Annotated in this window: 17 protein-coding genes and 1 tRNA gene; 8 read left to right on the top strand and 10 right to left on the bottom strand. The window is 67.8% G+C overall.

Features of this window, described 5'->3' with window-relative positions; all coding sequences use genetic code 11:
* Nucleotides 1–638: endonuclease/exonuclease/phosphatase family protein (locus tag BB334_RS00425; protein WP_068804357.1), on the bottom strand; the 638-nt coding region annotated here is incomplete at its 3' end.
* A gap of 136 nt (nucleotides 639–774) precedes the next feature.
* Between BB334_RS00425 and BB334_RS00430 the strand changes: the two genes are divergently transcribed.
* The 4 genes from BB334_RS00430 to BB334_RS00445 all read left to right on the top strand — a co-directional run bounded on the left by BB334_RS00430 (nucleotide 775) and on the right by BB334_RS00445 (nucleotide 7504).
* Nucleotides 775–1782 (top strand): cation diffusion facilitator family transporter, encoded by a 1008-nt coding sequence (locus BB334_RS00430; protein ID WP_068803223.1) that lies wholly within the window; start codon nucleotides 775–777, stop codon nucleotides 1780–1782.
* A 248-nt stretch (nucleotides 1783–2030) separates the two neighbouring features.
* Entirely contained in the window at nucleotides 2031–4910 is a 2880-nt protein-coding gene (locus BB334_RS00435) for an adenosylcobalamin-dependent ribonucleoside-diphosphate reductase (RefSeq protein WP_068803225.1), read from the top strand.
* Between the two features lie 759 nt (nucleotides 4911–5669).
* On the top strand, nucleotides 5670–5981 hold the full coding sequence (locus BB334_RS00440; RefSeq protein WP_068803227.1) for a BON domain-containing protein: 312 nt from the start codon (nucleotides 5670–5672) through the stop codon (nucleotides 5979–5981).
* Between the two features lie 143 nt (nucleotides 5982–6124).
* Nucleotides 6125–7504, top strand: coding sequence for a CHASE3 domain-containing protein (locus BB334_RS00445; protein ID WP_083200212.1), 1380 nt, complete (start codon nucleotides 6125–6127; stop codon nucleotides 7502–7504).
* A gap of 13 nt (nucleotides 7505–7517) precedes the next feature.
* Here the strand turns inward: BB334_RS00445 and BB334_RS00450 are convergent, their stop codons facing one another.
* The gene (locus tag BB334_RS00450) at nucleotides 7518–7883 is read right to left on the bottom strand and encodes a response regulator (RefSeq protein WP_332835028.1); all 366 of its coding nucleotides are present in this window, start codon (nucleotides 7881–7883) and stop codon (nucleotides 7518–7520) included.
* A gap of 49 nt (nucleotides 7884–7932) precedes the next feature.
* Nucleotides 7933–8568 carry a response regulator gene (locus BB334_RS00455; protein ID WP_068803233.1) on the bottom strand — a complete coding sequence of 212 codons (636 nt, stop codon included), beginning with the start codon at nucleotides 8566–8568 and terminating at the stop codon, nucleotides 7933–7935.
* 284 nt (nucleotides 8569–8852) lie between these two features.
* Between BB334_RS00455 and BB334_RS00460 the strand changes: the two genes are divergently transcribed.
* Together BB334_RS00460 and BB334_RS00465 are read left to right on the top strand one after the other, a co-directional pair.
* Nucleotides 8853–10787: a pyruvate kinase gene (locus BB334_RS00460; RefSeq protein ID WP_083200213.1), complete on the top strand. Its 1935-nt coding sequence runs from the start codon at nucleotides 8853–8855 to the stop codon at nucleotides 10785–10787.
* A 223-nt stretch (nucleotides 10788–11010) separates the two neighbouring features.
* Entirely contained in the window at nucleotides 11011–11397 is a 387-nt protein-coding gene (locus BB334_RS00465; RefSeq protein WP_068803239.1) for a hypothetical protein, read from the top strand.
* A 42-nt stretch (nucleotides 11398–11439) separates the two neighbouring features.
* Here BB334_RS00465 and BB334_RS00470 read toward each other — a convergent pair.
* Nucleotides 11440–11532: transfer RNA gene (locus BB334_RS00470), tRNA-Ser, on the bottom strand.
* 55 nt (nucleotides 11533–11587) lie between these two features.
* Nucleotides 11588–12823, bottom strand: a complete 1236-nt coding sequence (locus BB334_RS00475; protein WP_068803241.1) for an aspartate kinase — start codon at nucleotides 12821–12823, stop codon at nucleotides 11588–11590.
* A gap of 248 nt (nucleotides 12824–13071) precedes the next feature.
* Here BB334_RS00475 and BB334_RS00480 point away from each other — a divergent pair, with 248 nt between their 5' ends.
* On the top strand, nucleotides 13072–13365 hold the full coding sequence (locus BB334_RS00480; protein ID WP_068803243.1) for a helix-turn-helix domain-containing protein: 294 nt from the start codon (nucleotides 13072–13074) through the stop codon (nucleotides 13363–13365).
* An 18-nt stretch (nucleotides 13366–13383) separates the two neighbouring features.
* Here BB334_RS00480 and BB334_RS00485 read toward each other — a convergent pair whose 3' ends face one another.
* On the bottom strand, nucleotides 13384–14253 hold the full coding sequence (locus tag BB334_RS00485; protein WP_232756614.1) for a radical SAM protein: 870 nt from the start codon (nucleotides 14251–14253) through the stop codon (nucleotides 13384–13386).
* Between the two features lie 71 nt (nucleotides 14254–14324).
* Between BB334_RS00485 and queD the strand changes: the two genes are divergently transcribed.
* A complete protein-coding gene (gene queD, locus BB334_RS00490; protein ID WP_068803247.1) occupies nucleotides 14325–14771 on the top strand; it encodes a 6-carboxytetrahydropterin synthase QueD in 447 nt (148 codons plus the stop codon).
* Between the two features lie 144 nt (nucleotides 14772–14915).
* On the opposite strand, the gene BB334_RS00495 is transcribed toward queD, so the two are convergent.
* The 4 genes from BB334_RS00495 to purN are packed head-to-tail and all read right to left on the bottom strand — an operon-like array spanning nucleotide 14916 to nucleotide 18241.
* Complete coding sequence (locus BB334_RS00495; protein ID WP_083200214.1) at nucleotides 14916–15491, bottom strand: phospholipase D family nuclease; 576 nt, start codon at nucleotides 15489–15491, stop codon at nucleotides 14916–14918.
* Nucleotides 15478–16794: an RsmB/NOP family class I SAM-dependent RNA methyltransferase gene (locus BB334_RS00500; protein WP_068803249.1), complete on the bottom strand. Its 1317-nt coding sequence runs from the start codon at nucleotides 16792–16794 to the stop codon at nucleotides 15478–15480. Before BB334_RS00500 ends, BB334_RS00495 begins: the two co-directional genes overlap by 14 nt.
* Before the next feature lie 8 nt (nucleotides 16795–16802).
* Complete coding sequence (locus tag BB334_RS00505) at nucleotides 16803–17585, bottom strand: DUF3108 domain-containing protein (RefSeq protein ID WP_068803251.1); 783 nt, start codon at nucleotides 17583–17585, stop codon at nucleotides 16803–16805.
* Between the two features lie 11 nt (nucleotides 17586–17596).
* Nucleotides 17597–18241 carry a phosphoribosylglycinamide formyltransferase gene (gene purN, locus BB334_RS00510; RefSeq protein ID WP_068803253.1) on the bottom strand — a complete coding sequence of 215 codons (645 nt, stop codon included), beginning with the start codon at nucleotides 18239–18241 and terminating at the stop codon, nucleotides 17597–17599.
* Nucleotides 18242–18273: the final 32 nt, after the last annotated feature.

Raw genomic sequence — 18273 nt, forward strand, 5'->3', positions numbered from 1 at the left:
CCGCCGGGCATGGGCTGCTGTAGCAGGGCGTAGGCGGGCGAGCCGGGCTCGCAGTTGAAGTCACCGCACAGTACCGCCGAAGCGGGGCGCGGGTGGGCGGCGAATGCCGGGCTGGACTCCTTGCCCTTCGCCGGCGGCCGCGCCGCCAGCAGGGCGGCCTCGAGCTGCAGCGCGCGCAGCGCGCCAGCCTGGGCCTCGCGCTGTCGCACCGAGTAGTACTCGAGATGGGTCGTCATCACACGCATCCAGCCCGCTGCGGTGAGCACCATCGCCTCGAGGCAGGCGCGCGACATTGACGGCACGGCCGGATCGGCCGGGGACGGCAACTGGTGCCGCAGCAGCTGGCCTAGCGGCAGCGAGGACAGCACGAGGTTGCCGAAGCGCGCCCGCCCGCCCTCGCCGTCGGGCACGTCGAGCGCAGCGACGAAGGCCGCCTCGTGGCGCGGGAAGGCGCGGGCGAAGAAGGCCGGCTCGTCCTCGCGCGCCCCGCCCGGCAGGCCGGGGAAGTTGCAGGCCACCTCCTGCAGGCAGATCAGGTCGAACTCGCCCGCCGCGCGGATCGCCGCCAGCGTACGCTCGAGATCGACGCGACCGTCGGCGCCGCGCCCCCATTGAATGTTCCAGCTCAGGATTCGCATCTCGGCTCCCCCGCGGGAAATGGTCCGCTCCGGCTTCGATTCTAGGTCATCGCCAGCGTCGCATCGGGCGCCAGCAGCGGTGCGCCGACCGATCTCGGGCGCATAATCGCGAGAGATCCACGCTCAGGATGAAAAGATGCAGCCCGCCGAACCCGGGCGGCCGCATGCCGCCCACCACGCGCACGAACACGCCGAGGGACACGCTCTTGCACCCGGCCACGGCGGTCCCGACACACACGCGCACCAGCATCACGACCACGCCGCCAGCCGCTGGCTGCCGCTGGCGCTCGCGCTGACGCTTGGCTTCGCCGCGGTCGAGGCGCTCGCCGGCTGGTGGTCGGGCTCCCTCGCCCTGCTCGGCGACGCCGGCCACATGGTCACCGACGCGCTCGCGCTGGGGCTGGCGGCGTTCGCCGCGAGGATCGCGAAGCGTCCGTCCAGCGCTCGCCACTCCTACGGGTTGCCGCGCGCCGAGGCGCTCTCGGCGCTGTTCAACGGCCTGTTCATGCTCGCCCTGGTCGCAGTGCTGCTGTGGCAGGCGGTGCTGCGGCTGAGCGAGCCACGCGCGATCGCCGGCGAGGCCGTCACCATCGTGGCGCTCGGCGGCCTGGCGCTGAACCTGGTGGTGGCCTGGCTGCTGACCCGCGGTGAGGCGGACCTCAACACCCGCGGCGCCCTGCTTCACGTGCTTGGCGACCTGCTCGGCTCGCTCGCTGCGCTCGCCTCCGGCCTGGTGATCCAGTTCACCGGCTGGACCCCGATCGATCCGCTGCTGACGATGCTGATCTGCGGCCTCATCCTCGCCTCCACCCTGCTGCTGCTGCGCCGCTCCACCCACACCCTGCTCGAGGGTGTGCCGGAACACCTGTCGCTCCCCGAGGTGGGACGCGCGATGGCGGCGGTCCCGGGTGTGCGCTCGGTGCACGACCTCCACATCTGGAGCCTCGACTCCCGCCACCCGAGCCTTTCGGCGCACCTGGTGATGATCGAGCCGGCGCGCTGGCCGCAGGTGCTCGAGGACGAACGCCGGCTGCTCGCGGCACGCTTCGGCATCGAGCACGTGACCCTGCAGCCGGAGCTGCCGCCGGCGGCGCCGGTGGTGTTCTCGCCGCGCCGGCGCAAGGCCGATCCGCCCTCGGACTGAGCGGCTGCCGCCAGCCCCGTGCACGCATGCTTCGCCCCCCATGAGAGCCGGTAAACCCGCGCGAATCGTGGCATTCACGGCCGCCCCGCCTCATTTTTAAGCTACTAGATGTAGTACCCAAAGCCCTATTGACACACAATATATTTTGTTATCTATCTGTTTTAATTGCACTTTATTTTTTTGCAGAATCGCCATCCGCGCGCTATCCTTCAGCCCGTAAACAAAGCGCCCGGAGGGACAAAAACACCATGAACGCGAGCACCCAGACCACCGCCAGAACCGACGCCAGCACCCTCGCTGCGCAGGAAATCTCGGGCGAGGTCCTCATCGAGAAATATGCCAAGGGCGGCGAGCGCACGGTCGCCGAAGTGCGACAGCGCGTCGCCCGCGCGCTCGCCGCTATCGAGTCCGAAGACAAGCGCGCGCACTGGGAAGCCAAGTTCCTCGAGGCCCAGGAGAAGGGCTTCGTGCCCGCCGGCCGCATCAACAGCGCCGCCGGCACCACACTCGCCGCCACCCTGATCAACTGCTTCGTGCAGCCGGTGGGCGACTCGGTGACCGAAGCGGTCGACGGCCGCCCCGGCATCTACACCGCACTCGCCCAGGCCGCCGAGACCATGCGCCGCGGCGGCGGCGTGGGCTACGACTTCTCGTCGATCCGTCCCAAGGGCGCGCTGGTCAAGGGCACCGCCTCCAACGCCTCCGGTCCGGTGTCCTACATGCGCGTGTTCGACCGTTCGTGCGAGACGGTGGAGTCGGCCGGCGCTCGCCGCGGCGCGCAGATGGGCGTGCTGCGCTGCGACCACCCCGACATCGAGGAATTCATCCACGCCAAGGACGAAGGCGACCTCACCAATTTCAACATCTCGGTCGGCGTCACCGACCCCTTCATGCAGGCAGTGGAAGGTAACGGCGACGTCGAGCTGGTGCACAAGGCCGAGCCCACCGAGGAGATCAAGGCCGCGGGCGCCTACCAGCGCGAGGACGGCCTGTGGGTGTACCGCAAGGTGCGCGCGCGCGAGCTGTGGGACCAGATCATGCGTTCCACCTACGATCACGCCGAGCCGGGCATCCTCTTCCTCGACCGCATGAACCAGGACAACAACCTGTACTACTGCGAGACCATCGAGGCTACCAACCCCTGCGCCGAGCAGCCGCTGCCGCCCTACGGCTGCTGCTGCCTGGGCTCGATCAACCTCACGCCCTTCGTCAAGAACCCCTTCTCCGACAAGGCGGAATTCGACTACGCCGCCTTCGGCAAGGTGGTCGACGTGTCGATCCGCATGCTCGACAACGTGCTCGAGGCGACCCACTGGCCGCTCGCGCAGCAGCATGCCGAAGCGCAGTCCAAGCGCCGCGTGGGCCTCGGGTACACCGGCCTGGGCGACGCCCTGATCATGCTCGGCAAGCGCTACGACACCCCCGAGGCTCGCGAGGAAGCGCGCAGGATCTCCGAATACATGCGTAACCGCGCCTACCTCGCGTCGTCGGATCTGGCCAGGGAGCGCGGCGCCTTCCCGCTGTTCAACGCCGACTTGTACCTGTCGGGGGGCAACTTCGCCTCGCGCCTGCCGGCCGAAGTGAAGGAGAGGATCCGCAAGCACGGCATCCGAAACTCGCACCTGCTGTCGATCGCGCCCACCGGCACGATCTCGCTCGCCTTCGCCGACAACGCCTCCAACGGCATCGAGCCGCCGTTCTCCTACACCTACACCCGGCGCAAGCGCATGGCCGACGGCACCTTCAAGGAGTACGCGGTCGAGGACTACGCCTGGCGCCTGTACAAGCACCTCGGCGGCAACGTCGAGCAGCTGCCGTCCAGCTTCGTCACCGCGCTCGAGATCTCGTCGCAGGCGCACAAGGACATGGTCGGCGCGGTCGCGCCCTACATCGACACCTCGATCTCGAAGACGGTGAACGTGCCCGAGGACTACCCCTACGCCGAGTTCGAGGACCTCTACCTCAGCGCGTGGAAGGCTGGACTCAAGGGGCTGGCGACCTATCGCCCGAACTCGGTGCTAGGCTCGGTGCTGTCGGTGACCCCGAGCGCCGAACAGAAGCAGCCGCACGACGTGGAGCTGTCCGACGCCAACAAGCGCCTGTCGATCAAGAGCCTGCCCGCCCCGGTGCTCGCCAGCCTGCGCTGGCCGGGCCGCCCCGAGATGCCGGACGGCAACATGGCATGGACCTACATGCTCAACACCCCGACCGGCGATTTCGCCCTCTTCGTCGGCCAGTTCGGCACCAACGGCGGCACCTTCCCGTTCGAAGTGTGGGTCAACGGCGCCGACCAGCCGCGCGGCCTCGGCGCAGTGGCCAAGACCCTGTCGATGGACATGCGCGCCAACGACCGCGCCTGGCTCAAGCTCAAGCTCGACACCCTGGCACGCACCGTCGGCGAGAAGTCCTTCGAGATGCCGCTCCCGCCGCACGGCGAGAAGAAGCTGGTGCCGGGCGCGGTGTCGGCCTTTGCCCAGGTGGTGAACTACCGCTGCGAGAAGCTCGGGGTGTTCGACAAGGAAGATGAAGCCAATCCGGTGCTCGACACCCTGTTCAGCCTCGACGAGCCCAAGACCGGCACCGACGGCACGCTGTCGTGGACGGTCGACATCTACAACCCGGCCACCGGCGAAGACTTCGTGCTCGGCCTCAAGGAGATCACCCTGCCGCCGCAGGACGGTTACGCCGCAGGCGTCACCCGGCCTTACTCGATGTGGCTGTCGGGCAATTACCCGCGTGCGCTCGACGGGCTGTCGCGCATCCTCTCGCTCGACATGCGCGTCATGGACCCGGCCTGGATCGGCATGAAGCTGCGCAAGCTGCTCGACTATCCCGAGCCGCTCGGCGACTTCATGGCCTTCGTACCGGGCACCCGCCGCCAGCAGAACTGGCCGAGCACGGTGGCCTACCTCGCCCAGCTGATCATCCACCGCTACGCGATGCTCGGTGTGCTCGACGAGAGGGGCTACCCCACCCGCGAGATGGGCATCCTCGAGTCGCCGCGCGACGACAACGAGCCCAAGCTGATGCAGGGCGCGCTGTGCACCGAGTGCGGCAACCACACGGTGATCCGCAAGGACGGCTGCGACTTCTGCACCGCCTGCGGCGCGGTGGGGACCTGCGGCTGAGGGCCTGAGCGCCCGGGGGCCGGCCCTGGACTCAAGCCCCCGACGAACGAGAACGGGCAGCCGCAAGGGGCTGCCCGTTTGCATTTGAGCGCAGAACAAGCACCTGCGCTGCGCGGACCTCAGCGTCGGCTGCCGCTATCGGTCTGCCCGTTGCCCGAAGTCGTCGTGCCGGAGGTGTGGGAGAGGAGGCAGCCATTGATCGACTCCTTCTCAATCCTCATGGTGTCCACCCTCAAAGATGGTGGACACCTTCGCCGCTCAAGATGCTGCGCTCAAGACGATGCTGGGATAACGCTTACCGTGGTACTCATCTCGGGCAGCAGTTCGCCTCTCCCCCCTGATCCGCAGGAGACGAGGCTTCCATGGCTGGAACGTCCAGCTGGGGCCGCGCCCGGGTGGCGGCCTGGAAGCGTGGCTGGAACTGCCGCGGGCGGAGGGAGGGGACTCGCGCCCACCCTCCCGGCCGTCGCCGAAAGCGGCCCCCCTCAACTGACGCATTTCCCGGAAACGTCCGCGGCACGAGGTTTCACTCCGCCGGAGAACACTCGTCCTCCCTGGGCCGTCATCGCGAGACGCGGGGAGTTTCATGGCAGCCGCCGACTTCCGACCGCCAAGCCGATGCCGCCGCCATGCCGGAATCGTCCTACAGGGCAATCCGTGGAATCGGACAGCAAAGCGTGGCCATCCGGCGTAGAGTGAAGACGTCCATCGCATAGACGAGAACGCCACGACGATGGCAACCTACATGAGGAGCTCAACATGAAAAATACCGCCGCCACTCTCGCCCTCTCCGGCCTGCTCGCCTTCACCGCGGTCGGCTGCGCCGTCACCCGCGACCAGTCCACCGTCGGCGAATACGTTGACGATTCCGCCATCACCGCGCGAGTCAAGGCGAAATTCGCCGAAGATCCCACGGTGAGCGCAATGTCGATCAGTGTCGAGACCCTGCGCGGCGTGGTGCAGCTCTCCGGCTTCGCCAAGTCGGCGGACGAGAAGGCGAAGGCGAGCTCGATCGCCGCGTCCACTTCCGGCGTGAAGAGCGTCAAGAACGACATCGTCATCCGGCCCTGAGCGAGCGTTTTCAGGCTCGCAGTGACATTGGCCTGAATGCCCGCCCGCTGCCTCCCCCCTTCCCGGGGGAGCCTGCGGGCGTCGTTGCGACTGTATGACCTGGCGAGTCCGTGACCACCCCCTCCCCCGCGCCGGAGCACAGGATGTCCCCAACCCCGCCTCCCGCCGCCCCCACTCCGTCGGCCTCACAAGGCTTCAGCTGGCCCCTCGCCATGTTGCTCGCGGGTTGCGGCCTGATCCTCTCGCTGCTGGTTTCGGTTTACTGGCAGGCAGCCTCCAGCCGCGAGGCGCTCGACGACCTCCAGGCGCGAAGCCGCCATGAAGATCTGCTCGACGCGGTCTATCTTCCTCTGCTCGAGGCCGAGAGCAGCGTGCGCGGCTACCTGCTCAACCACAATCCCGTATACCTGGGCCCCTACCAGGAAAGCGCCCAACAGGCCCGCAAGGCGCTCGGCGCGCTACGCAGCGATCTCGCCGACCAACCAGCCTTCCGTCAGCGACTCCTCCGCCTGACCGATCTCGTCGAGCGCAAGCGTGCGGTGCTCGAGGAGGCGCTCGTCCACGGCACGCTCCCGGAGGTGCATTCGGCCAGCGGCGGGCCTGGCAAGCAGGCGATGGAAGAGATCCGTGTGCTCGTCGGCGAGTTGCGCGACGATCTCGCCTCCGCTCACGATCGCCGCGTGCTCGACTCCTTTGCCAGCTTCTCGCGCAGCCGGATGATGAACATCGCGCTCTGTGTCGCCGCACTCGGCCTGCTGCTGGTGTTGTTCGTCTCGATGCGCAAGCAGGAGCGGATGCGCCGGCAACTCGACGAGATCCTGCAGCGCGAGAAGGCCGAGCTCGAGTCGGAGGTTGCGCAGCGCACCGCGGAGCTCAGCGCGCTGGCGAGCTACCTCACCAACACGCGTGAAGCGGAACAGGCCCGCCTCGCCCGCGAACTCCATGACGAGCTCGGCGCGCTGCTCACCGCGGCCAAGCTCGACACCGGCTGGATCGCGCGCAAGCTCCCGCCCGAGGTGAAGGCGCCGCTGCAGGACCGGTTCGACCGCCTGCAGGACACCCTCAATCAGGGCATCGCGATCAAGCGTCGGGTGGTCACCGACCTGCGTCCGCCGCTGCTCGGCGAACTCGGTCTGGTCGACGCCCTGAATACCTATCTGGATAACAATGCCGGGGATCTGCAGATAGAGACCGAGTTGCCCGCCGACCTTCCGGAGCTGCGGGCCCCGGTCGCGCTCGCGCTGTTCCGCATCGCCCAGGAAGCGCTCAACAACGTGCATAAGCACGCCCACGCACACAAGGTGACGCTCAGCCTGTCGATCGACGGCGACGACGTGGTCCTGCGGATCGAGGACGACGGTCGCGGCTTTGACGCCTCGACGCGGAAGTTCGGTAGCCACGGGCTGGCCGGCATGCGCCACCGGGTGCAGATGTTCGCGGGCCGATTCACGCTGCGCAGCGCGGCGGGGCGCGGGACCGTCGTCGAGGCGCGCGTCCCGACCCGCGCCGCGCTCGCCGCGTAGGACGCGTTCTCAGTCAGTCAGCGGCTCGGCTGGCCTGCACGTAATCGACCAGGTCGTCGAGCTGGTAGGACTTGTCGAAGAAGTGCTCGACGCCCAGCTCGGTACAGCGGCGGCGCACGATGCGGTGACCGTGATTGGAGAAAACCACCGCGCGCGGGCGGCCGAACCGCTGCGGATCGTCGTGCAGCGCTTGCAGCACCCCGATCCCGGAGCCGTCCTTGAGTTCAATGTCGATCACCGCGAGGTCGGGACGGTGCTCGGCGAGCGCCTCGATCGCCGTGTTCTCGTCGGCTGCACGGGCGACCACCTGCACGCTGTCGAGCTCGCCGAGCATCTCGCTCAGCATCTCGCACAGCAGCGGCGAATCTTCGATCAACACCACTCGCACACCGTGCCCTCCCGTTTCGATTCTCTTCATCACCTCTGCCTCACTCGACCAGCAGGCCATTGCGGATCGCATAGGCTGCGAGCTCCGCATTGCTCGAAACGCCGAGCTTCTCGAGCAGGCGCGAGCGGTAGGTGCTGATCGTCTTCACGCTCAGGTGGAGGTTGTTGCCAATCTCCGACACCGATTCGCCGCGCGCCAAGCGCAGAAAGACCTGCAGTTCGCGCTCGGACAACTGCTCGTGCGCGGGCCCGGTATTGCCGCCCGTCAGTTCCTCGGCAAGCAGCTCGGCAGTGCGCGCTGACAGGTGGCGTCGGCCCTGGGCCACGGTGCGAATCGCGCGCACCAGTTCCTCTGCGTCGCAGTCCTTGCACAGATAGCCGTCGGCGCCGTTACGGATCATCGCCAGCGCATAACGTTCCTCGGGAAAGCCGCTGAGCATCAGCACGCGAAGCGCCTGGTGGCGCTGCTTGACGTGTTTCAACACGTCCACCCCGCTCTGTCCGGGCAGCGACAGGTCGAGCAGCAACACGTCCACCGGCTGCGCACGCAGCTGCTCGATCGCCTCCTCGCCGGAGCCAGCCTCGAAGGCGATCGACAGATCGAGCTCTTCGGCGAGCATGTCCCTGAATCCGGCACGCACGATCTTGTGGTCGTCGACGATCGCGATACGCAACATTGTTAAAGCTCCTTCCCGACCGGACGAACGGCTTCACTTAGCCAGGCACGGCAAACCCATGCCGCCCGGCCCACGCTGTGAATGTAATCGGCAGGCCGCGTCCGTCCCATAGTCCGCATCCGAAACCCCTGTCGGAATCGTCCGACACCCTCTGGGCGGCCGTCATGAGACGGTCACAAAGCCTTCATCACCCTCAAGCAATATAAGGACATCCCGATTCACGCGCCACCGTCGATCGCACGCTGGCCGTGTCTTTTGTCTCCGCGATCGCAAAGAGGCGCGCCATGAACGTCAGAATCGCCCGGATCGAAATTCCGCCCCATCCCGACCACCTCCCCGCCGCCTCGCCCCCCTCTGCGGCCGGTCAGGAATCGAACCCCTGGAATCAGGCGGCCTGCCGGGCGCTGCTCGAGGCGCTCTGGGCGCTGCGGGCCGAGCTCCTCGGCTCCGAGCACCGTTTCGGCGCACAGCTGGCCAAGGTCTCCGACGACTACCTCGCCAGTGCGCGCAACCTGGCCCATTACCTCGGCCTCCGCCGCCGCGACCGCCGGCAACTCCAGGAGCAGCTCGCCAGCCTTGGCCTGTCCTCGCTCGGGCGCGCCGAATCCCATGTACTCGCGAACCTCGACAAGGTCCTCGGCATCCTCCACAGCCTCACCGGCCAGCCCTGGCGCGAGCGTTCCGCAGAGGAACCGGTCGGCATGCGCAGCAGCCGGGATCTGCTCGCGCGGCACACCGCGGCGCTGCTGGGCGAGCCACACGCCGGACGCGCTGTCCGCGTCATGGTGACGCTGCCCGCGGAGGCGGCCGACGACGAAGCCTTCGTGTACCGGCTGGTGGAGGCGGGTATGGACGTGGCGCGCATCAACTGCGCCCACGACGATGCCGAGGCATGGGGGGCGATGGCCGGGCATGTGCGCCGCGCCGCCGGGAAGCTCGGGCGCCCGGTGCGCGTACTGATGGATCTCGGCGGGCCGAAGCTGCGCACCGGCGAGGTGGCCCCGGGGCCGCGCGTGCTCAAGCTTAAGCCGCAGCGCGACGCGCTCGGCCACGTGGTGCGCAAGGCCCGGCTGCGGCTGCGCGCCGAGGGAGCGGTCTTGCGCGGCGAAAGTGCCGAACCCCAGGTCGGCGTCGATGTCGCCTGGCTCGACACCCTCACCGTTGGCGAACGGGTGGATCTGGTCGATGCACGCGGTGCGCGTCGTTCGCTGCGGATCGTGTCGCGAAGCGAGAACGAGGCCCTCGCCGAAACCGATCGCACCGTCTATCTGGTCCCGGCCACTCGCCTCGACCGCGCCGAACACCCGGGCGGTCCGCGCTCGACCACCCTCGCGGACCTGTCCGCCCGGCCCGGCACCGTGCTGCTGCGCACCGGGGGGCTCTTGCGGCTGACGCGGTCGGGCGTCGCAACCGCCCGGGGCGACGAACTCACGACCGGGCACCCCCGCATCCCGAGCATCGCCTGCACCCTGCCCGAAGTCTTCGCCCAGGTCCGCGCCGGCGAACGGATCTGGTTCGACGACGGCAAGATCGGCGGCATCATTCGCGAGGCCGGCGACGACGAGCTGATCGTCGAGATCGTCAGCGCGAAGCCCAACGGCAGCCGACTGGCGGGCGACAAGGGCATCAACCTGCCCGACAGCGCGCTCGACCTGCCCGCGCTCACCGCCACCGACATCGAGGATCTGCGCGCCGTCGCCCGCCATGCGGACCTGGTCGGGCTGTCCTTCGTCCAGCACGGCAGCGATGTCGAAGCCCTGCGCGTGCGCCTCGCGGCGCTCGGCGCCGACTCGCTTGGGATCATCCTGAAGATCGAGACACGCCGCGCCTTCGCGAACCTCCCCGAACTGATGCTCGCGGCGATGGAAAGTCATCGCGCGGGGGTGATGATCGCGCGCGGCGACCTCGCGGTCGAGTGCGGCTACGAGCGGCTCGCCGAGGTCCAGGAAGAGATCCTGTGGGCGGCGGAAGCGGCCCACATGCCGGTTATCTGGGCGACCCAGGTGCTGGAGACGCTCGCCAAGACCGGCCAGCCCTCGCGCGCAGAGATCACGGACGCGGCGATGGGCGAGCGCGCCGAGTGCGTGATGCTCAACAAGGGGCCGCACATCCTCGAGGCGATCCACGCGCTCGACGACATTCTCACCCGCATGCAATCGCACCAGGCGAAGAAGCGTTCCCTGCTGCGCGCACTGAGCGCCTGGGCGCCGACGATCTAGGCCGGGCGCGTCACCGCCGCGGCCCGAACGGACGGCCCGACGAGTCGAGACGACCAAAGCGACATGACCCGCCAACCACGATCGGCACGCCTCAGGAGAAGAGGCTCAGCGCTCCGTCGGCGTTGACATGTGCGCTCGTCGGCCGCGAGTATTCGAGGACGCGGATCTGCACGCGCCTCACGACTGCCGCCTGACCGAAGTCCACCGCAACGGAGGAAACCACATGCCAAGCAAACTTTTCAGACTCGGCACCCTTCTCACCGCCATGTTCTGCGCCTCCGTCATGGCCGCACAGCCGCCCATCGACGAGGCGGCAAAAGCCAAGGCGGCAGAGGCAGCGGCGCGCAAAGCCTGGGCCGCCAAGGTGGACGCGTATCAGCTGTGCAAGTCGCAGGACGCCGTGGCCGCCAGATATTTCGCCGACATGGCGCGGGCCGGCAAGCAGGTTCCCCCGCCCGTCGCCACCGCAGAGTGCGCCGACCCCGGCCCCTTCGCCGCGGAGACGCCGCCGCTCGAAGCCGCAGGTGCGCACTCGCCGCCGGCAGACGCCGCGCAACCGCCCAGCAGCCAGGTGCCGGAAGCGAAACTCGAGAACGGCGCGAAGAAGTAGCCGGAAAACAAAAAAGCCCCTTGCGGGGCTTTCTCATATCCATGGCGGAGACGGAGGGATTCGAACCCTCGATACCGTTTTTGACGGTATGCTCCCTTAGCAGGGGAGTGCCTTCGACCTCTCGGCCACGTCTCCGTAAAGAAGGCGCGATCATAACGACTTCGCGCCGGGCGGTCAAATTACGTTGCGATTATTTCGCGTCGTCCGCATCGAGGCCGAACGCCTTGTGCAGCACGCGCACCGCCAGCTCGAGATACTTCTCCTCGACCACCACCGAGATCTTGATTTCCGAGGTCGAGATCATCTGGATGTTGATGCCCTCCTCGGCCAGGGTGCGGAACATCTTCGACGCCACGCCCGGATGCGAGCGCATGCCGACGCCAACCACGGAGACCTTGCACATCGCCTTGTCCGCCTCGATCGAGCGCGCACCGATGTGCTCCTTGACGGTCTCGAGCACCTTCAGGGTCTTGTCCAGGTCGCCGCGCGCGACGGTGAAGGAGAAGTCGGTCATGCCGTCGCGGCCGACGTTCTGGATGATCATGTCGACGTCGATGTTGGCATCGGCGACCGGGCCCAGGATCTGGTAGGCGATGCCGGGCTTGTCCGGCACGCCGACGACGGTGAGCTTGGCTTCGTCACGCGCGAAAGCGATGCCGGAAATGACGGGCTGTTCCATATTCTTGTCTTCCTCAACGGTGATGAGCGTGCCTTCGCCTTCACGACCTTCAAAGCTCGAAAGGACGCGCAGCTTGACCTTGTACTTGCCGGCGAATTCCACCGAACGGATCTGCAACACCTTCGAACCGAGGCTGGCCATCTCCAGCATTTCCTCGAAGGTGATCGTGTCGAGCTTGCGGGCTTCGGGGACGATCCGTGGGTCGGTGGTGTACACACCGTCCACATCGGTGTAGATCTGGCATTCCTCGGCGTTCAGCGCCGCCGCGATCGCCACCGCGGTGGTATCGGAGCCGCCGCGGCCGAGGGTGGTGATGTTGCCGAACTCGTCCACACCCTGGAAGCCGGCGACGACGATCACCTTCCCTTCGCTGAGGTCGCTGCGAATCGGCGCGTCCTGGATGTCGAGAATCCGCGCCTTGGTGTGCATCGAGTCGGTGAGGATCTTCACCTGGCCGCCGGTATAGCTCTTCGCCGGCACGCCGATGTCTTCGAGCGCCATGCACAGCAGGCCGATCGTGACCTGCTCGCCGGTCGACACCACCACGTCGAGCTCGCGCGGCGAGGGATTGGCGGCAACCTCCTTGGTGAGCGCGATCAAGCGGTTGGTTTCGCCGCTCATCGCCGACACCACGATGATCACCTCATGGCCCTGCTCGCGGAATTTCGCCACCCTGCGGGCGACGCTCCTGATGCGCTCAGGGCTGCCGACCGAGGTGCCTCCGTACTTCTGAACTATCAGTGCCATCGTTGTATCCAAGTGCCTGAGGGTAAGGGTCGGGATTCTAACCAAAGCGCGCCTGTTTTGCAGGAGCCGGACCCGAAAAACCCCTTTTGGAACATGACTGATCGCCGCAACGCAGCACGAAACATTTGTTTTGCATTTATGCCAGGCACTGCCTATACTTTGGGCACGCTACGACTTTGGTCTTACCCGTAATTTCGTAGGAATGCAGTTCTCCGAACCCTCGCTGCATACTCGATACAGGAACCATCATGAAGAACAGTGACAACCTCGACGTCCGCGAAATCCGCCGCAAGCTCGGGATGAACCAGTCGCAATTCTGGTCTAAGATCGGTGTCACCCAGAGCGGCGGTTCCCGCTACGAAAGCGGGCGCAACATCCCTCGCCCGGTGCAGGCGCTGTTGCGCCTCGTTCATATCGAGCAGATCGACATCAACAAGGTGAAGAAGGACGACGTGGAAGTTGCCGAGTACCTCAAGGCCACCAAGCCGGATCTCTTCAAGAGCCTCAAGAAGGAAGCCCGCGCCAAGCGCAAGGAAAAGTGAGCCGGGCGTTGCCGACCGTCAGGGGCTGACGCGTACCGTCAGCCCCTTTTTACGGATGCGTTCGGCGATCGCCTCGAGTTCGTCGGCTGTGAGAGGGTTCAGGTGCGTCGCTTCCGGCTGCATGGACGGACGCGCGACGCCATACAGCAGCACCCCGGCGAGTCGGTCGATGCCCGCGTCTTCGAGCAGCGCGCCATAGGCGGCGAGCGCTTCCTCGGAAGGCGCTTTGCCGTCCCAGCGGAACATGCAGGTCTGCACCCAGGTGGTGCATAGGCGCGCACAGCGCGCGAGATTCCGGGCGATGCTCGCCGGCTCGAGCCGCACCCCATTGATGCGCTCGATGTCATCCAGCGTGCCGCCATCGACCTTGAACCAGACCTCGCCGTCCGCCTCGCCCAGCAGGCGGATGCCCTGCCGGACCCGCGCCCGGCCCAACAGGCTGCCGTTCGTGATCAGCCTCAGCTTCACCGCGTCACCGAGGCCGAACTCCTTGTGAATACGTACCACGAGCGCGACCGCCTCGGGGAAGACCTCGGCACTGGTGGGTTCGCCATTGCCTGAAAAGGCGAGGTCGCGAATCACCCGCAGCCCTTCGGGCACGAACTGCGCCATCCAGTCGCCCTCGAGCAGGTCTGCGAGAAAGCCGCGCAGTTCGGCTTCCAGCCGCACGAGGTCGATCGCGGGCGCCGTGCCGCGCACCAGGTTCGGCACCTGGCAGTAGGCGCAATGCCAGTTGCAGGCGTTGTTCGGGTTCAGATTGATGCCCACCGACACGCCGCCGGCGCGCCGCGAAAGCACCGGATAGACGTAGGTGAGGCCGGCAAGATCGCGGTCATGGTTGCCCACGCTGATCCTTCCGGACGGGAAATTCGTCGTCTTCTCAGTCACTTGCAGCATCTCCTGGGAACCGCGCGGGATGGCGCGGTGTATAATCCCTGCCCTTTCCAGCGAGGTTCATCATGCGCATCACCCGCCGTCTCGAATTCGATGCCGGGCACCGGATTCCCGACCACGCAAGCCAGTGCCGCCACCTGCACGGCCACCGCTACGTCCTCGAGGTGAGCCTGTCGGGCGAGATCATCCGGGCCGAGGGCCAGCCGGTCAACGGCATGGTGATGGACTTCGCCGACGTCAAGCGCATCGCCAACGAGCAAGTCGTGAGCCGATGGGACCACGCCTTCCTCGCCTATCGCGACGACCGCCAGATCGTCGACTTCCTCGCCAGCATTCCGGGCCACAAGACGGTGCTGCTCGACGTCGTACCCACCGCCGAGAACCTCGCCGAAGAGGCCTTCCGGCTGCTCGACGCCGCCTACCGCGACGTCTACGGCAACCACCTGCGTCTCGAGCGCGTGCGCCTGTACGAAACCCCGAACTGCTGGGCCGACGCGCTGCGCGCCGAGTAAGCGCTCAACTCAGCCCGCACGGCGCCGCAGCGAGGAACCGACGCGGGTCATGAGCTCGGCGCGATGGGTGATCACCGCCCCTGCAGGGCGCCCCCGGCTCGGGCCTTCCCTTGGCCGCGCCGAGCTCCAGCTGCAAACGGAAGCTCAGGGATTGAACGGAAGCCGGCGGATGGTGGTGGCCGCGGCGCGGTGGCGCCGCCAGTTGTCGGCGTAGGCGCGGGCAAGCGCGCAGTGCTTGCGTACCACGAGCAGGTTTTCTGCGTTTCGGTTCTGCGCCGACCAGGTGAAATTGTAGGAGCCGGTCAGCACCGCGCAGGCGGGGCCGGTCTCGTCGGCGATCAGCAGCTTGTTGTGGGCGGCGGCGTAGCCGGTTTCCAGCGCCACCGGCACGCCGGCCGCGAGCAGTCGCGGCAACGCGTTGCCCTCCGCACGACGGTTCATTTTCGCGTCGGCGAGCACCGCGACCTGGACACCGCGCCAGTGGGCGGCCACGATCTCATCGGCGATGCGCCGGCTGGTGAAGACATAGGCCTGCACCAGCAGGGTCCGGCTCGCCTCGCGGATGACGCGCAACACCACCGCCTCGGCGTCGTCGCGGGGGCTGAAGGCGACTTCGATCTCGCCTTCGGCCGCGAAGCGCTGGCTGGCCGCGACCGGCGCCGCCAGAAAGGCGAGCAGCGCCAGCACCCACGCCGCGGCCAGCGCCTCAGGCCTGGACATCGCGCTCCAGGACGGCGGCGAAGAAGCCGTCGGTGTCGTGCACATGCGGCAGCAGATGCAGGCGTTCGCCGGTCTCCAGCGTCACCCCCTGCTTGTCGAGCAGATCCTGCGTCGACAGCGGCTTGAAATCGGGATGGGCGGCGAGGAAGGCGTCGACCACGCCGTCGTTCTCTTCCGCCAGCAGGCTGCAGGTGGCATACACCAGGCGGCCGCCCGGGCGCACCAGGCGCGCCGCGGCATCGAGGATCGCGCCCTGCTTGGCCACCATTTCCTCGACCGCGGCGGGCGACTGCCGCCATTTGAGATCGGGATTGCGGCGCAGCGTGCCCAGGCCGCTGCACGGCGCGTCGACCAGCACGCGGTCGGCCTTGCCCGCCATGCGCTTGAGCTTGGCGTCCCGCTCGTGCGCGATCAGCACCGGATGCACGTTCGACAGCCCGGCGCGCGCCATCCGCGGCTTGAGCTTGGCCAACCGTTTGTCGGACACGTCGAGCGCATAGAGGCGGCCGGTCGAGCGCATCATCGCGCCCAGCTGCAGCGTCTTGCCACCGGCGCCGGCGCAGAAATCCACCACCATCTCGCCGCGCCGCGGCTGCACCAGCAGGCCGAGCAGCTGGCTGCCTTCGTCCTGCACCTCGAAGCTGCCGTCGAGAAAGAGCGGATGCTTCTGCAGGGCGGGCTTACCGGCGAGCCGGATCGCCTGCGGCGAATGGCGGCCGGCGCCCGCGGCGATGCCGTCGGCAGCCAGGCGCTCGAGCACCGTGTCGCGATCGGTCTTGCCGATGTTGACCCGCAGGTCGAGCGGCGCAGGCCGGTTGAGGCCATGCGCGAGCTCGAGCACCCCTGCCTCGCCGTACTGCGGCAGCAGGCGCTCGGCGAGCCAGTCGGGCAGGTCGGCGCGCTCGGCCAGCGTGCCCGTGCCCGGCTCGGCCGCCTTCACTCCGGCAATCCAGTCGCGCTCGGTGGCCGAGGCGAGCCCCTCGAAGGACCGCATCGGCCAGCCTTCGCCACGCGCGAACCACGTCAGCAGCAGCTCGCGCGGCGTCGCCCGCTCGCCGGCGACCCGGCGCAGCCAGCGCAGGCGGCGCAGGATGCCGTACACCGCCTCGGCGATGAAGGCCCGGTCCCGATGGCCGAGCTCACGATGCTCGCGGAAATGGCGCGACAGCACCGCGTCGGCGGGATGCTCGAAGCTGAGCACCGCGCCCAGCGCCTGCGTGGCCTGAATGAACAGGACCCGCGATACCGGTCCTTCGGCCGTCTTCTCCCGTTGCTGCACTGCTTTGCGTCTCTTGTTTTCCATGATGCCGTTCAGCCTCTCTGTAGGTCGCCGCCCGCGGCGACCGCGGCGGCCCCGAGCTCGAGTTTCACCGCTTGCTGGTCGAGCACGCCGCCGTCGTCGTCGACGATGCGGATGCGCACCGGCAGCAGTTGATGCTTGGGCGCGAGCCAGACGTCGATCGTCATGCTGCCGTCGAGCGCGCGGGCCTGCAGCTGCACGGTGTCGACCCGGCCGAGCGGCAGCTTCAGACTGCCGCTGCCGATCCGCTTCAGTTCGGCGGGCTTGGCGTTCTTGTTGGTCACCACGGTCATGCGCACCGCCTCGCCGGTGGCGCCCACGCGGCGCAGCTGGTGCCACAGACTGAGCACGTCCTGGTCGCCCGGACCGATCTCCGCGGAGCGGCGCTCGACACCGCCGCGGCGCAGGCTGACCCGCGCCGCGGCCCAGTCGAACTCGGCGGCTTCGACCTTGCGGCCGCGCTGGTCCACGCTGAAGCGTGTCGGCTTGAGTCCGGCCGGACCGATCCTGCCCTCGCTGCGCTGCATGTAGCTGAATCCGGCGAGCCCGATCAGCCCGCCCGCCTCGAGCTTGAGACTGAGACGGTAGCGATCGCCGTCGTAGTGCCACTCGTGCCGCGCCTCGCCTATCCGGAAGCCGGACGAACCATAGATGACGTTGAACACGATGTGGCCGCTGCGCGCGAGCTCGGGCAGTTCCCCCGTGGGCGGAGACGCGGCGCCAGCGATGCCCGCGTGCGACAGCGGCAGGCACAGCAACAGGGTGACGAAAATGCGGTGGATGCGGTCGAACATGTAACCTCCTCTCAGCCGCCGAGCGGCGGCACGGTCCATCCCGGGCCGGGGTCGGCCTCGCCCGCCACGCGGACGCGGCCGTCGGCACCGATCGCGAGACGCCCGGCGACGAACCAGCGCACCGCCTGCGGATAGATGCGATGCTCCTGCGCGAGCACCCGTGCGGCGAGCGCTGCCTCGTCGTCATCGGCGCGCACCGGCACCACGGCCTGGATCACCACCGGCCCGCAATCGAGCTGGTCGGTGACGAAATGCACCGTCGCCCCATGCACCCGCACGCCGGCCTCGAGCGCCCGGCGATGGGTGTGCAGGCCGGGGAAGGACGGCAGCAGCGAGGGATGGATGTTGAGCAGCCGGCCGGCGTAGCGGCGCACGAAGCCGTCGGTGAGGATGCGCATGAAGCCGGCGAGCACCACCAGGTCGGGCGCATGGGCGTCGATCGCCTCGGCGAGCGCGGCATCGAAGGCGACGCGATCGGCATGGACGCGATGATCGACCACCCTGGTGGCGATGCCGTGCGCGGCCGCGAAGGCGAGGCCCTGCGCATCCGGGCGGTTGCTGACCACCGCGGCGATGCGCGTGCCAGGGATCGCCGCGCGGACGATGGCCTCCATGTTGCTGCCGCGGCCCGAGACGAGAATGACGATCGACTTCATGGATCCTGAACGGGAATAAGGCGGGACGATCG

The organism is Thauera phenolivorans (assembly GCF_001696715.1).
Classification (GTDB): Bacteria; Pseudomonadota; Gammaproteobacteria; order Burkholderiales; family Rhodocyclaceae; genus Thauera; species Thauera phenolivorans.